Annotated in this window: 12 protein-coding genes; 4 read left to right on the plus strand and 8 right to left on the minus strand. The window is 48.0% G+C overall.

Annotated elements, in window-relative coordinates; translation table 11 throughout:
• Position 1: 1 nt before the first annotated feature.
• The 8 genes from L1D15_RS00825 to L1D15_RS00860 all read right to left on the minus strand — a co-directional run bounded on the left by L1D15_RS00825 (position 2) and on the right by L1D15_RS00860 (position 8,974).
• On the minus strand, positions 2 to 991 hold the full coding sequence (locus L1D15_RS00825) for an oligopeptide/dipeptide ABC transporter ATP-binding protein (RefSeq protein ID WP_239874347.1): 990 nt from the start codon (positions 989 to 991) through the stop codon (positions 2 to 4).
• Between the two features lie 9 nt (positions 992 to 1,000).
• Positions 1,001 to 1,930: an ABC transporter permease subunit gene (locus L1D15_RS00830; protein ID WP_038157356.1), complete on the minus strand. Its 930-nt coding sequence runs from the start codon at positions 1,928 to 1,930 to the stop codon at positions 1,001 to 1,003.
• Positions 1,931 to 1,940: 10 nt separating this feature from the next.
• Positions 1,941 to 2,861: an oligopeptide ABC transporter permease OppB gene (gene oppB, locus L1D15_RS00835; RefSeq protein ID WP_239874348.1), complete on the minus strand. Its 921-nt coding sequence runs from the start codon at positions 2,859 to 2,861 to the stop codon at positions 1,941 to 1,943.
• 71 nt (positions 2,862 to 2,932) lie between these two features.
• Positions 2,933 to 4,543: a peptide ABC transporter substrate-binding protein gene (locus L1D15_RS00840; protein ID WP_239874349.1), complete on the minus strand. Its 1,611-nt coding sequence runs from the start codon at positions 4,541 to 4,543 to the stop codon at positions 2,933 to 2,935.
• A gap of 296 nt (positions 4,544 to 4,839) precedes the next feature.
• A complete protein-coding gene (locus L1D15_RS00845) occupies positions 4,840 to 5,604 on the minus strand; it encodes a transcriptional regulator (RefSeq protein ID WP_239874350.1) in 765 nt (254 codons plus the stop codon).
• Between the two features lie 5 nt (positions 5,605 to 5,609).
• The gene (locus L1D15_RS00850) at positions 5,610 to 6,284 is read right to left on the minus strand and encodes a GntR family transcriptional regulator (protein WP_006960251.1); all 675 of its coding nucleotides are present in this window, start codon (positions 6,282 to 6,284) and stop codon (positions 5,610 to 5,612) included.
• A 150-nt stretch (positions 6,285 to 6,434) separates the two neighbouring features.
• A complete protein-coding gene (locus L1D15_RS00855; RefSeq protein WP_239874351.1) occupies positions 6,435 to 7,949 on the minus strand; it encodes an aldehyde dehydrogenase (NADP(+)) in 1,515 nt (504 codons plus the stop codon).
• 23 nt (positions 7,950 to 7,972) lie between these two features.
• Positions 7,973 to 8,974: a 4-hydroxyproline epimerase gene (locus tag L1D15_RS00860; protein WP_239874352.1), complete on the minus strand. Its 1,002-nt coding sequence runs from the start codon at positions 8,972 to 8,974 to the stop codon at positions 7,973 to 7,975.
• 111 nt (positions 8,975 to 9,085) lie between these two features.
• Here L1D15_RS00860 and L1D15_RS00865 point away from each other — a divergent pair, with 111 nt between their 5' ends.
• From L1D15_RS00865 to L1D15_RS00880, 4 genes are all read left to right on the plus strand, one after another.
• The gene (locus L1D15_RS00865; RefSeq protein WP_239874353.1) at positions 9,086 to 10,351 is read left to right on the plus strand and encodes an FAD-dependent oxidoreductase; all 1,266 of its coding nucleotides are present in this window, start codon (positions 9,086 to 9,088) and stop codon (positions 10,349 to 10,351) included.
• Positions 10,352 to 10,548: 197 nt separating this feature from the next.
• Positions 10,549 to 11,514, plus strand: a complete 966-nt coding sequence (locus L1D15_RS00870) for an ornithine cyclodeaminase family protein (RefSeq protein ID WP_239874354.1) — start codon at positions 10,549 to 10,551, stop codon at positions 11,512 to 11,514.
• Positions 11,515 to 11,594: 80 nt separating this feature from the next.
• Positions 11,595 to 12,509 carry a dihydrodipicolinate synthase family protein gene (locus L1D15_RS00875; protein WP_239874355.1) on the plus strand — a complete coding sequence of 305 codons (915 nt, stop codon included), beginning with the start codon at positions 11,595 to 11,597 and terminating at the stop codon, positions 12,507 to 12,509.
• 263 nt (positions 12,510 to 12,772) lie between these two features.
• Complete coding sequence (locus L1D15_RS00880; protein WP_239874356.1) at positions 12,773 to 13,870, plus strand: YdcF family protein; 1,098 nt, start codon at positions 12,773 to 12,775, stop codon at positions 13,868 to 13,870.
• Positions 13,871 to 13,895 lie beyond the last annotated feature (25 nt).

Here is a 13,895-nt window from a genome sequence, read left to right on the forward strand (position 1 = left end):
CCTATGCTCGACGCGCTATCTGAGTAACTGCCTGAGGTCCATTAACATGACAAGCCAGAGACTGATGTTGAGATAATGACCGAAATGGTGGTACTGACGCGTTACATTCTGGTCGATAGTGATTACAGCGCTCTTTAAATGGGCAGCCTTTACGTTCTGTGAGAGCGCTCGGTGGGTTACCGGGAATGGTGGGAAGCCTGTCCATATCTTTAGTGATGGAAGGGATGGCTTCGAGTAGGCCTTGGGTATACGGATGAGCAGGATGGTTGAACAGCGAATCTGTATCCGCTTCTTCCATCTTCTGCCCACCGTACATAACCAACACCCGGTCGCACATCTCAGCAACCACGCCCATATCGTGCGTAATCAACAAGATTGCTGTGTGAAATTCAGACTGCAGATCGCGTAATAGAGAGAGAATCTGCGCTTGTACCGTCACGTCCAAAGCGGTGGTGGGCTCATCAGCAATCAGAAGTTCCGGCTTACACAATAAGGCCATCGCGATCATCACACGTTGTCGCATGCCACCAGACATCTCGTGAGGGTATTGAGCCATACGTGTGGCGGCGGAAGGGATCCTCACGGCATCAAGCATGGTGATCGCTTCACGGTTGGCATCACTGCGGTTCATGCCTTTGTGAACCATCAACACTTCAGAAAGTTGCTTGCCGACTTTCATAAATGGATTGAGTGATGTCATCGGATCTTGAAAGATCATGCCGATTTTTTCCGCGCGAATGTGGTTAAGCTGCTTTTTGGACATGCTGACTAAGTTTTCGCCATGAAAACTCGCTTGACCCGAAACAATACCGTTATCGGCAGTCAGACCCATCAAGGCAAAAACGGACTGACTTTTCCCTGAGCCAGACTCACCAACAATACCCAGTGTTTCACCTTTGTGGATGTTGTAGGACAGATTACTGACGGCATGAACTTCACCATCAGGCGTTTTGAAACGCACATTCATATCTTTGATCGATAAAATACTCATGGGGCCTCCTTAGCGATCTTTAGGGTCGAGGGCGTCTCGCAGCCCGTCTCCGATGAAGTTAAAGCAAAACAGGGTGGCGACTAAGAATATGGAAGGGAACATCAGTTGCCACAAAGCCACATCAATGGTCTTAGCGCCTTCCGCAATCAGAATGCCCCAGCTCGTATCAGGCGGCTGAACGCCGAGCCCGAGAAAACTAAGGAAGGATTCAAACATAATAAAACCGGGCACCATAAGTGAGGAGTACACCATCACAATGCCGAGTACGTTAGGCAGTACATGGCGGCGAACGATAGTGAAACGAGAGACACCAATGGAATGGGCGGCTTCGATAAACTCGCGTTTCTTGATACTAAAGGTCACGCCGCGAACAACACGGGCAATTCCTAGCCAAGACACCATGCCAATCACAACAAAAATCAGATAGATGTTGTTGCCGAACAGGGTGACAAACAAAATGACCATAAACATGAAGGGTACTGAGTCGAGTACTTCAATGATTCGCATCATCACACTATCGACCATGCCTCCGATGTATCCGGATAATGCTCCCCAAGCTGTGCCGATAATCACGGCAACCAGTGCGCCCATGAATCCGACCATGATTGAGAGACGCCCACCTTGCATGGTACGGGCAAAGATATCCTGACCAAGATCATCGGTACCAAAGTAATGGCCAGAACTAAACGACGGTTTACCTAGCTCATAGGGATCCACGACGACATTCCAGTCGATTTCATCATGGCCGAATGCCGCGATCTGCGGGCCAAAAATGATGCATACGATGATAAACATCAAGACATAAACCGACGTCATAGCGGCGCGGTTTTTGCGAAAACGTGTCCAGGCATCTTGCCATAGACTCCGGCCTTCAACCGCTTCAATCTGAGCACTCATTTGCTCTGTCAGTTCCGTGGCATCAATGCGTTTGGTTAACATAGCGACGCTCCTAAATTCGAATGCGTGGGTCGATGATGGTGTAAAGGATGTCGACCACCAAATTGAAGAAGATGGTCAAAGAGGCGACGATCAGCGTTATGCCCATCACCAAACCGTAGTCTCGGTTGAGGGCACCTGAGACAAAATGCTGCCCCATGCCGCCAGTGCTGAAAAAGATGTCGATGATGACCGAACCTGTTACTACCGCGACGAAGCTAGGGCCGAGCATGGCAATGATAGGAATGAGTGAAGGGCGTAGCGCGTGATGAAACAGAATGTAGCTGGTCGACAGGCCTTTCGCCTTTGCAGTGCGGATGTATGGCTGATTGAGCGTCTCTATCATGGCACCGCGCATCACGCGCGCAATGCTGGCAACGGATCCAATCGCCAAGCTCAACACGGGTAAAATCAAGAAAGAGAGCTCACCCCCTTCCCACCCACCGGCAGGTAGCCAACCGAGTTGAATCGAGAAAATCGTGACTAACACCGGAGCCAACACAAACGCAGGGATGACCACTCCTGTCATTGAAAGTGACATAAGTAAATAGTCAACTTTTCCATTGCGGTTCAAAGCGGCGATAGTGCCAAGTAACATACCTAATGGCACAGAGATATAAAACGAGATAACACCAAGGATCGCCGACACTGGCCAGGATTGGGCAACAAGCTGAGTGACGGTGAAATCCTGATAGACAAAGCTTGGGCCGAGATCGCCTTGAAGGAAGTTGGTGATGTAAATGAAAAACTGAACCAGAAAGGGTTCGTTCAAGTGAAATTTGGCTTCGATATTTGCCCGTACCACTTCTGGCATTGGGCGTTCCATATCAAATGGGCCACCGGGCGCGATATGCATTAACCAAAACGACACCAGTGCAATAAACAGCAATGTCGGTATGGCAATCAGACAGCGGCGCAATATGTACAACAACATGACATTTCCTTGCGTAGAAAAAAGCCCGTAGCCTGTGCTAGGGATAAGTGACAGGCTCGGGCAAACTCGGGTTAATGTGCTTTCACATAGACATTTTTGCGGTAGTAAGAGGATTCTGGATTGGTACGCTCATAGCCACCAATGTAATCCTTGATCAGGTATTGATCGTTGCCATTGCGGTACATAGGGATGATCGCCATGTCCTGAATCAGAAGCTGTTCCGCAGCAATGTATTCCTTTGACGGGTCACTGAGGGTCTTCGATTCAGCCATCAGGCGATCATATTCTGGGTTGTTGTACTTTGAGTCATTGTATTCACCGGTCGAGACAAAGATGTCCAGCCAGGTTGAGGCTTCGTTATAGTCAGCCGTCCAACCACCACGGTTAATGTTGCCCGGATCTTTCAGCGCATAGAATACCTTTGGCTCAAGTTGCTTAATTTCGACTTGTGCGCCTAACACACTTTTCCACATGCCCGCCATCGCGGTGGCCATTTTGACGTCTTTAGAAAAAGTCGGCACGGTGAAAGTGAGCTTAAGTGGATTACTCTTGCTGTAACCGGCCTCTTTAATCAGCGCTTTAGCCTTGGCGTTACGTTGTTGCTGAGTCCAAGTTGCGAATTCCGGTGTGTGAGATTTGAAACCATCGGTTTGAGGTGGAACCAGAGTAAACATTGGAATGCCGCCATTTTTGGCGATGGCTTTTGTGATGATGTTTCGGTCGATAGCGTAGGAGAGCGCCTGACGGACACGAAGGTCTTTGGTCGGGCCCTTACTGGTGTTGAGATAGTAGAACGTCGAGCCAAGTGATGCACTGGTGTCCGCCACTTGCTCTGGATATTGTTTTAGAAGCTTGTTCTTTTGAGCCGAGGGAATCGACAGAGCTTGGTCAATTTCGCCGGCTAAGTAGCGATTTAGTGCAACGTTGGCATCTCCGATAGGTAGCCAAGTGATTTGGTCAAGTATGACGTTGTCAGCATCCCAGTATTTCTCATTCTTTGTCATCACCATTTTTTCGTTTACTTTCCACTCAGACACAGTGAAAGCGCCATTGGTGACGATGTTTTTTGGCTGAGTCCACTCGCTGGCGTATTTTTCTACCGTGGCTTTGTGAACTGGTGCAAGGACAGGGTGGCTCAGAAGTTTGATGAAGAAAGGTACCGGCTTTTCTAATGTCACTTCAAAGGTGTGATCATCAATGGCGCGCACGCCTAAGGTGTTAGCTGGTGCTTCACCTTTCATAATCTTGGCGGAGTTTTTGATTCCTGGAATCGCGGCAAACCAAGCATAAGGTGACGCGGTTTTCGGGTCGATAAGGCGCTGCCAGCTATAAACAAAATCGTGTGCCGTTAATGGGTCACCATTCGACCACTGAGACTGACGCAACGTAAAGGTGTAGACAGTGTTGTTGTCATTCGCTTGCCAGCTTTCAGCGATGCCGGGAATGGTTTTGCCTTGCTTATCCTGTACTGTCAGACCTTCAAACAAGTCTCGCCCTAGATTGAACGCTGGCTCTGCGGCCTGTTTTGCCGGATCAATTGAAGTGACCTCAGCTCCATTGTTTAAAACAATCTCTTGTTTTTCAGCGAGCTGCGTTCCTAATGGGTATGGTTTGGCGAGAGCATTGCTGGCAAATAATGCCGTTGCAATAGCACTCAGTGCGATCAGTTGTTTTGCTTTCATAGCTTCCTCGTAATGTCCTTATCGGATGAAATCCCTATCATCTGAAGGGAGGGAAATCAGACACTCAAAACGACCGGAGTGGCGAGTACTGCACAGAGTGAAAGGGATAGATAAAATGTATATTGTATAAAATACTTCAACAATCGATATTTAACATTATTGTAACAAGGTGGCGATTTTAGAGACTTGCGGTCTTATAAAATGAGACTGAGCGAAAAATGAACAAATGAAAGTTTGAGAATGAATCCAGAGTCACAGAAAGTTGATGGAAGTGATACTTCAAACGTACTCTGGCCCTAGCGTCTGCGGAATTTTGCTGAAACCTGTTTAAGCAGCTCCCCATCTATCTCTGGTAATCCGTCGGAGAAGTAAATCTGCTGGCCAGGTGTCATCCTGAGCAAAACATTGCTCAGTTCACCTTCATCATTGGCGCAATTCGCCGCGTGCATTTCACTGACTTTACGATCCACTTCCTGTTCGAGTTTGAGCCTCTGGTCTTGGGTCAAACGCACTCTGGCCTGACAAACTTGAGAAAGGGTTGAGTCTTCCATCGAGATCGTTTCAAAACGGCGCTTGAATAAGGTATCGAGTGCAGTGCCTTCTTCCATGATAAATCGCCTGCCAGAGCGATACACTATCTTGTCACCGTGCGCTTCCAGATAGCCAAGGATTTCAGCAATGCTGAGGTAGAATCTCAGGCTGGTATCTGAGAGTTGATACTGCTCGGCAATTTGTTGCGGTGTTTGGTTACGTGAGGTAATGAGGTAGATAAAGTCGAGAAGGTAAGGGTGTTCAACAAACAGAGCGTTTTGCTCATCAGAGAGGAACTGCTCATTGTCTCGTTGGATCTGCACCGCCAATTGCGTCAGTTCCATCAGATCACTATTGAGGTGATTGGTGTACATCAGGATCTTGTCCAGACCCAATGAAGGATTATGCAAATGCCGCTTTATAGTCGAAAGCGGCACGCCGGTTTTCTCAGACAATTCGCTATAGCACAAACCTTCGTTCTTGATTTTCTGGCGGATGGCAGCCAGCAAAAATTCTGGTCCTATATGCATGGGTTTCAGCCCTGATTGTTTTGGCGCTCGATAAGCAAGTTGCGAATATCAGCACCAGCTTCGAGGATATGTTTTTTCAGCATGTACTTCGCCCCTTCAATATCACGGTTTTGGCACATTTCCAGCAGAGCGACATGCTCCTTGTCGGCTTTGACTATGCCTGATGTAAACAGAAGCTGCATACGAATATAGCGGTCACACTTGGTATTCAGGTTGTAGATCACATCCATGGTTTCTGGCATTTCAGCGGGCTCATACAAGGCTTTGTGCAACTCATAGTTGTAGTTGCTCCACTCTTCCACTTCGTCTCCGCGGCTGACAACATCTTCAAATCGCTGACGAATTTCATTCGCTTTAGCGAGATCTTCATCGGTCATTTTCTGGATAGCGCGTTCCAGAATAAAGCATTCTACGACGGCGCGAAGTTCAAATAGCTCATCAATCTTCTCAGGTGATAGCTCGGTAACAGTGGCACCTTTATGCGCCTCAAACGCAACCAGCCCTTGCGCTTCTAACTGCATCAGAGCTTCACGCACTGGAATTCGGCTGACGTTGAACTCTTTGGCGAGGGCATCTTGACGTAGGGGTTGGCCCGTCTTTAATTCCCCTTTGAGGATCTTGGTTCGGATCGCTTCTTCGACCAACTGCGTTCGAGTTTTAAAAACAGGTTTTTGCGACATCCAAGTCTCCGCTCACATCATTCTTATTCAATATTTTATTCAATATACCATTAGTGTCCGGCATTGCGACCCTTGCAGCCGTTCACCTGTTTGTTTTTTGGGATGGGTCAAAACAAAAAGGTACCGTTAAGGTACCTTTTTGAACAGTGACTACTGACCATCTACAGTCCGACGCACGTTAAGTGGGTTTGCTTGCTGTAGAGCTTTAGGCAATAACTCGTCCGGCATGGATTGGTAAGCGACCGGACGCAACCAACGTTTTATCGCTTCCGCCCCCACTGATGTGCTTGCAGGCATGGTTGAAGCTGGGTAAGGACCGCCGTGCACCATGGCATAGCTGACTTCAACCCCGGTGGGCCAGCCATTAAACACTAAGCGACCAGCGACTTCTTCAAGCTCAGTCACCAGTGTCGCTGCGAGTGCATAATCTGCTTCTTCTGCCTGAATGGTAGCCGTCAGGCTTCCGGCCAGATTCTGGCTCAACTCAAGCATGTCTTCGGCGCTTTCACATTTGACGATAATGGATTGAGGGCCAAAAATTTCTTCCTGCCATTGTGGGTTGCGTCGCCACTGTTCACTGGTGGTTTCAAATAGATACGCGGGTACACCTTGTTCAGGCTGGGATTGGGTAAGTGTCAGCCCTTGCTCGCGAGAGCGCAGCTCACTTTGTTGCAAGTAACCCTGTTTGATCCCTTCTGTAAGCATGATCTGCCCAGGCTGGTTTTGAATCCCTTGACGTACTGACGACAGGAATTGCTTGCCAGCGTTATTATCGACGATGAACACCACCGCAGGCTTAGTACAGAACTGACCGCAGCCCATATTCATCGACAGCAGATACTCTTCGGCTAAAGACTGGCCATGCTGCGCCATACGTTGGGGGAGGATGAAGACAGGGTTGGAAGCGCCCAGTTCACCGTAAAACGGAATTGGCTCTGGGCGCTGCTGAGCAATATTATAAAGTGCACGTCCACCAACAATCGATCCGGTAAAACCGACCGCCTTGATCTTAGGATGAGAAACTACGGACTGACCTAACTCATGGCTGGTTCCTTGCAGCAGAGTAAATACCGCTTGAGGCAAACTCATCTCATCCAATGCTTTGGCAATACATTCAGCGACTTTTTCACTGGTGCCAGGGTGTGCTGGGTGCCCTTTGACTACCACCGGACAACCCGCTGCCAATGCTGACGCGCTATCCCCACCGGCCGTGGAAAAAGCGAGAGGAAAGTTAGAGGCACCGAAAACCGCAACCGGGCCAAGAGCAATGTTCTGACGGCGAATATCCGGTTTTGGTAGTGGCGAACGCTGAGGATCTGCGGTGTCGAAAATCGCTTCCTGCCACAAGCCACTTTCTACGACATTGGCAAATAACTTAAGCTGCGCAGTTGTACGGCTTAGCTCACCGTTAAGCCTTGCGTGCGGCAGCGCTGATTCAAGATGAGCTCGTTCCACAATACCTTCTCTGGCTTGCTCTAGCTGGTCGGCGATATTGTGTAACAGCTTAGCTCGAATCGCTGGGGAGGTTTGGCGAAATGATGTAGCCACCTCAGCCGCGGCATTGGCCGCAAAGTCGACATCAGATTGCTGATGCTCTGGAAATTGTCCTTCCAATACCTGCTCGTTTGCGGGATTGAGGGTAGAAAAAGTGCTGGTTTTACTCATGGTCGTGTCCTGTTGATCTTGGGCTATTTAAGTTCAAATCCAAATGCATATGGGTCGTTATCATCCACCCAGATGGTGTTGTGTCCGGTAACCTGAGCCCAGCCTTCAATACTGGGTAAGATGGCAGCTTTCCCATTGACTTCCGTAATGCCTTCGATGCGGCCAGTAAACAGGCTGCCAATGATGCTTTCATGAATAAAATCATCACCTTGCTTTAGTTTTCCTTTCGCGTGCCATTGTGCCATTCGGGCGCTGGTACCTGTGCCGCAAGGGGAACGATCGAGTGCTTTCTCACCATAGAAGACAGCGTTGCGAGCGGTAGCTTGGGGCTGAGTTGGTGAGCCAGTCCAGAGTACGTGTGAGACACCACATACTGTTGGATCGTCGGGGTGGATGCATTCAACAGCATTGGATACGGCTTTACGTACCCGAGGGCTAAACATCAGGATTTCGTCTGAGGTGTAATGCTCCAGCCCCAGATAGTTTTCCTGAGGATCAATGATAACGTAGTAATTACCGCCATAAGAGACGTCAACGGTGATCTCGCCAAGGCCTTCCACATCGACGGTGACATCTTGATGAGCGAGATAGGCAGGCACATTGAAGATCTTCACAGAAGTGATCTTTTCGCCATCGCGCTGATAGTGCACTTCTATCTGACCTGCCGGTACATCAAGGATCAGTCGGCCTTCTTCTCGTGGAGTAATCAATTTTTGTTCTAATGCTGAGGTGACTGTGCCGATTGTGCCGTGTCCACACATGGGCAGGCAGCCACTGGTTTCGATAAACAAGATCGAAGCATCAGCGTTTTCGCTACAGGGGGGCAGGACAACAGAACCAGACATCATGGCGTGACCACGTGGCTCAAACATTAAGGATTGGCGGATCCAATCATAATGTTTAAGGAAGAACTGCCTTTTCTCACTCATTGTTTTGCCCTGCAGTGGCGGTACGCCACCCGCAACCAGACGCACCGGGTTACCACAGGTATGTGCATCAATGCAGAAGAAGGTTCCTTGTCTCATTTCTCGCTCCTTGGATACGAAATTGGTTGAACTGCTTTGGAGGGATGTTATCGTGATGTTAAGTATATTTTATACGATTTATTTTTTGAAACGTGATAAGGAGCAAAATAAATGGTGAACAAAAATTCCTCACAAGCGCAAAAAATTGCGGTCATTGGTGGTGGTATTATTGGGCTGTGTATTGCGCTCAAGCTGCAAATGAATGGCGAAAAAGTCACGATATTTGAGAAAGACAATGCGGGAGAAGGATGCTCTAAAGGCAACGCTGGCCACTTCGCAACGGAGCAAGTTTTCCCATTAGCAACACCGGCACTTATCCCGCAACTTCCTAAGATGTTATTGAGCCCATCAAGTCCGGTTTCTATCCGTTTTCAAGACATCCACAAAACGCTGCCATGGATGATTCGCTTTCTGATGAAAGCGAGAAAATCAGCCACTGAACACGCGACTCAAGCATTGACTGAACTCAATCGTTCGGCGATGGAAAGTTGGCAACGCTTGTTGGAAGAAATTGGGCTGAGTCATCTGATCGTGGATGAAGGCTCACTACTTGTTTTCGAAGACTCTCATCTATTTTCGGCTTACCAATCCACTTTGAATGCCATGGATGAGCAAGGAGTGAGTTATCAGGTTTGGGATAGAAAAACGGTACGAGAAAAAGTGCCTAAACTTTCTCATTCGGTGAATCACGGTGTGTTCTTTCCAAAAACCTCACATAGCTTGAACCCTTATGATATGTGCGTTGAGCTTAAGTCTTACTTTCAAGGCTTATCGGGGGAGTGGAGTAAAGGGGAGGTCGAAAACATCCAAGAAAAGGACGAGAAAATGGTCGTCACTGTTCAGGAACGTTCGCAGAGTTTTGATAAGGTCATTGTTGCCACTGGGGCGGAATCCGTTTCCCTAGTTAAGCAAATGACGGGAATAAAAGTGCCACTACAAGCGGAACGCGGCTATCATCTAATGATGCCAGATCTGGCGAAAACTCTGCCGTTTCCGGTGAGCTCAGCAGACAGAAAATTCATCATGACGCCCATGCAGAATGGGTTGAGACTAGCGGGCACTGTTGAGTATGCTGACCTAAATTCACCCGCTAATATGCGCCGCGCAACCATGCTAAGAAATCTTGCGAAATCGGTGCTTAAACCAGAATGTAATTTGGAAAATACAGGAACATCCTGGATGGGAAATCGACCTTCATTACCGGATTCTTTACCTGTGATTGATAGCCTGAAAAACGGAAAAATGCTGTTTGCTTTTGGTCATCAACATCTGGGGTTGACTCAAGCGGCGGTGACTGCAGATTTAATTGTTCAACTTCATCGTGGCGAGCAACCACATATAAATTTAGCGCCATTCTGCCTAAATCGATTTGGCTAAAAAATTTTAAAATTTAATATTGTATAAAATATACCGCTGAATTATGTTAATGCAAAGTTAACCGAAGATGGGTGTGTTCAGAGTTATAAAAATTTGGGGGGAACTCGGCAGAGCAACTCGGATAGACGTTCACACAAGCAACCTCACTCATGTTCTGACAGAGAATGGGAAATCTCTGTCCTGTTTTTGGAGGATCTATGATTAATATCGACGCGCAGCAAATCGTCAATTGTCTTTCGATGCGAGGACTTATCGAATCGATGCGCCAAACCTATACCGAGCAGGCAACCATTCCGCAGCGCAGAGTGATGCCGCTTGAAGACGGTAGTTATGACGCTTTTGCTCTGCTTCCTGCATGGAGCGAGTCGCTGATCACCGTTAAAGCGTTCACGTATTTCCCTAACAATGCTGAGCAAGGCAAAGACAGTCTGGCGTCGAAAATTCTCGCCTTTGATCGCGCTAACGGTGAGCCGCTTGCGCTACTCGATGGCAAAGTGTTGACCTTCTGGCGCACAGCGGCGGCGTCAGCGCTCGCGGCGGATTATCTGGCCAGACAGGATGCAAGCAGGCTGCTGATTTGCGGCACTGGAAATCTCGCCCCATACATGGCGTGGGCGTACGCAGCGGTACGACCTTTGAGTAAGGTGTTGGTTTGGGGCCGCGATGAAGCAAAAGCTCGTCAAACGATGGACGAGATTTTATCCGCTAGTGAATATCAAGCGCTGCCTGAATCAAAACGTTTTAGTGTTGAAGTGGTTGACTCTGTCGATCAAGCGCTGAGTGAAGTAGACATGGTGACGTGTGTAACAGGTGCGAGTCAGCCGCTGTTTAATGGTCGAAATATCCAAGCTGGCACACACATCGATCTGATTGGCAACCACGACAAAGACAAACGAGAGTGTGATACTCAAGCGGTCACTCGCTCCACCGTATTTGTCGACAGCAGAATCAACGTACTGGCGGAAGCCGGCGATCTATTGATCCCTATTGAAGAAGGTGTCTTCAGTGAGCAACAGATAAGTGCGGAACTGCCTGAACTGTGCAGTGGGCGCCATGTTGGCCGCGAAGACTCGCAGCAAATCACACTCTATAAATCCGTGGGCAGTGCATTGGCGGATTTGGCGGCAGTGAAGTTTGTTTTAACGCAGAAACAGGTTTTTTAACTCTGAGTGGCATGACTACTCATCACGTGGTTTCGGCCGCTATTTTAAATTGCATACAATATACAAGTGGAAGGTTATTGATGAACGTAGATTGGAAAGGTGTATACCCAGCAGTAAGTACCCAGTTTCGCAAAGATCAGAGCATTGATTTAGATGCGACACAAACGGTGATCGACAACCAGATTAATGATGGTGTCAATGGCATCATCTGCCTTGGAACCGTGGGTGAGAATTGCGCGCTGTACCCAGATGAAAAACGTCAGGTGCTTGCAGCAGCACACGAAGTGGTGGCAGGTCGAGTGCCCCTGATTGCGGGCACTGCGGAGTCGATTACATCGGCATCAATTGATTACATGCAAGATGCGCAAAAGATAGGAATCGACGGTTGTATGGTGATGCCTGCCATGGTGTACCGTACTTCAGACAGTGAAACGGTCGATTACTACTCCACTTTAGCGCAAGCGACTCCGGAAATGCCCATCATGATCTACAACAACCCGGTCTCTTATGGCGTTGACGTTAACCTAGATTTGATGGAGAAACTTGCTGAGTACGACAGCATTGTTGCGGTGAAAGAGTCAACGACAGACACCCGCCGCATTACTGAACTCTACAATCGATTTGATGACAGATTCACAGTGTTCAGCGGTGTGGATGACATTGCACTAGAGTCGTTGATGCTGGGGGCTAGCGGTTGGATATCTGGTCTGACAAACGCATTCCCAGAAGAGTCGGTAGCGATCTATAAGTTAGCCAGCCAAGGGCGCTACGCGGAAGCGCTGGAAATTTACCGTTGGTTCCTGCCTTTGTTGCGTCTGGATACGATTCCGACTCTGGTTCAGTGCATTAAATTGGCTGAACAGGTTTGCGGCCGCGGATCCGAGCAGGTTCGAGCACCTCGACAGAATCTAAAAGGAGAAGAGCGCGCCAAAGTGATCGCTATGGTTGAGCACGCCATTGCTACGCGTCCGGACCTAACTAAATACCAACTTTAACTCCTAATTGGGCGGTATAAACCGCCCATTTCATTCAGTCACGCAAGGAGTTGTACCAAGGTACAAATTATTTAGTTACGAAAAATTATGACCTTAAATGAAATGTCATTAATAGCAATTTGTGATCTTGATTCGTGTAATTAAACCAATATTGGCAGTTCAATCAGTTAATGAGGATGAGTTCACGGTTTTTCTGAATAGTAAATTTACACTGCAAAAAAATAACAGACGCAGTAAAAACATAACTACATCAGGACATCTACATGAAAAAGAACATCATTGCCCTTGCTCTTAGTGGCGCAATTGCGTTAATCGCTGCCCCTTACTCTTTGGCTGCTAATGATACGACGGTTCAAGCGTCAGCAGACTACGCACAGCTTGTCACTAAACGTCAGGTGGTGGATCAATTGTTGGCTGACGCAGTGACGGCGTTTAAATCTCCCGCACGTATCTCTCATGCAGGTTTTACAGCAAAAATGCCAAGCAATATGGAGATCGTCACTAATCGACTTTTAGAAGCTTACGACCTCGAACCTTACCGCACTGACTTACTGATTTCGGCGGCCAATGCGCAGATCTACAACAAGAATGTCGATCGCGCAATTGAGCTGTTTGAACAAGCTTTGATGGTCGCTCCTGATGATATTGATTTGCACGCGTATCTGGCGGTTTGGCAACGCTTTAAAGGTAATGATGCTGAATCAAGCAAGCATATGGAAAAACTTCATAAGTTGAATGCAGGCAAGGCCACTGATATCACTCGTATCTTTGAAACCGTAGATCGTGTTTTGGCGACGCCGCTAAAAGACAGCGCAGAAAAAGGTAAGCTGAATGACAAAGGCGCGATTGTGACCTTAGGTTATGCTTTAAACCCTGATGGCTCAATGCACCAGATTTTGGTTGAACGTCTTGAGACGACGTTAACCATGGCGAAGGCCAACCCTGATGCTTTGATTGTGCTAACGGGTGGTGTACCTAAAAACCATAAGACGGAAGGCAAATTGATGGCCGATTGGTTAATTGCCAAGGGGATAAGCCCAGATCGTATCATCGAAGAAAACTACGCGACCAGTACCGTTGGTAATGCTTTGTTTAGTAGTTACGCACTGGCTCGTCATAACATTAAACACGCCACTATTATCAGTTCTGCTAGCCATGTTCGACGCGGGCAGACTTTGTTTGAAGTCGCCAGTTGGCAAACTGGCCCACAAGGCATCACGTTTGACACTGTAGGCTATCCAGACAAGCCGTTGAAGGAACTCACAAAGGCAAGTGATAATGAGCTGCTCGGTATTTATCGAGATGCTCTACGGACCTACGGCATGTGGAGTTACCGCTCTTACCCACTAGAGTCGAGGTAAAGCATCAGTCAAAGAAAAAGGCCAC

This window comes from Vibrio sp. Isolate25 (genome assembly GCF_022398025.1).
GTDB classification, from domain to species: domain Bacteria; phylum Pseudomonadota; class Gammaproteobacteria; order Enterobacterales; family Vibrionaceae; genus Vibrio; species Vibrio coralliilyticus_A.